Source organism: Acidithiobacillus sp. IBUN Pt1247-S3 (genome assembly GCF_041146875.1).
GTDB lineage: Bacteria > Pseudomonadota > Gammaproteobacteria > Acidithiobacillales > Acidithiobacillaceae > Igneacidithiobacillus.
In genome coordinates, this window is record NZ_JBFRXP010000064.1 from 1 (window position 1) to 1294 (window position 1294).

Here is a 1294-nt window from a genome sequence, read left to right on the forward strand (position 1 = left end):
CTTCATATTGATGTTCTGGTTCGTCGCGAGTTCGGGGTTGTAGAGGTATTCCACGTTCCCTTGCTCGACCTGCTTCAGATATTCCTGGAATTTGGCCTTGGCCTGGTCCCAGCTGATGCCCATCTTCTCCACCAAGTCCTCACAAGGTGAGGCGTGCCACTGCAGCTGCACGATCTTGAACGGATCAGCACCACAGGCCAAGGCCGCCAGCTGCACGTCGGCAATGATCGGCACCGAGTAGTTCATGTCGTGCGCCTTACCAATCCACTGGTTCTTGTCCATGGTGGTGATGCAGCCGGTATCAATGCCAATCATCACGTCCGCCTTCGCCTCTTCCCGCGCAACCTTGATCTTGCGGTTCATGGTGAAGCTGCGGGTAAACTCGCGCTCGGAGATGATGTGGCGGAAACCAAAGCCACAGCAGTCATACCAGGTGGAGTAGTCGATGACCTGGGCGCCCAGAGCCTGCGCCATCGAGGTGCCGACCGCCGTGCGGTTGCCACCCAAAACGGTGTTGTCGTAGACCGCATCCTCGGCCACCATCTTGTAGTAGTGGCAGGCAGCATGCACGGTGACCCGAATGTTGCTCATGTCGATGGTCTGCAGCTCGCTGGCAATGCGGTTGCGCATCACGTGCAGCCACTCGCTGTAGTGGATGACTTCTTCGGGAATGACGATCTTGCCGTCGACCAGACGACCGAGCTTGCCCAAGATCTTCTTGACCTTCTCGCGCAGCTCGGCGGATTCGATCAGGTACTTGCGGATTTCCTTGTAGTTGCCAAAGGAGGTGCCGCAGTGCACCAGGGGATAGAAGTGGCCGTTCTCGAAACCGTGCTGCTTGCCGGAAACATAGGCCTGATGGAAGTTGCGCAGAAAGACCGCCGCCAGGGATTCGACGTTGCCAATACCGGAGCCGTGGTAGTTCCAGGCGGTGCAGGAGGTCTGATCGGTCTCGTCGAGGTAGTCGATGCCAAAGTGGTTCATGAACCACATGAGGCTGGTGGGATACCCCGGAATGTTGCCGCACTGGCCGCAGCTCTTGTGGTGCCAGAGCTGGTTGGTGGGTACCCGCTTCTTCCAACCATAGAGGGTGTCGACTTCTATCGGCTGGTGATCATCGGTGATGCGATGCACAATGATCTCGCCTTCTTTCTCGAGCTCCCACATGTGCTCGCGAATGTCGTCCATGCGCTCGCCAAGATCGACAGTGCGGCGGTCTACGTGGTTGCGTACCCAGGCAGTTGCCGCTTCCGCCTCGTTAGCGTTGAGATTGGTATCCTGGAAAAAAGCGCCG

General features: G+C 57.7%; 1 protein-coding gene. It reads right to left on the reverse strand.

Translation table 11 applies throughout. The annotated features are described in order from the left end of the window. The coding region (locus tag AB4090_RS15045; protein WP_369574688.1) for a heterodisulfide reductase-related iron-sulfur binding cluster at positions 1 to 1294 on the reverse strand (1294 nt) is incomplete at both ends.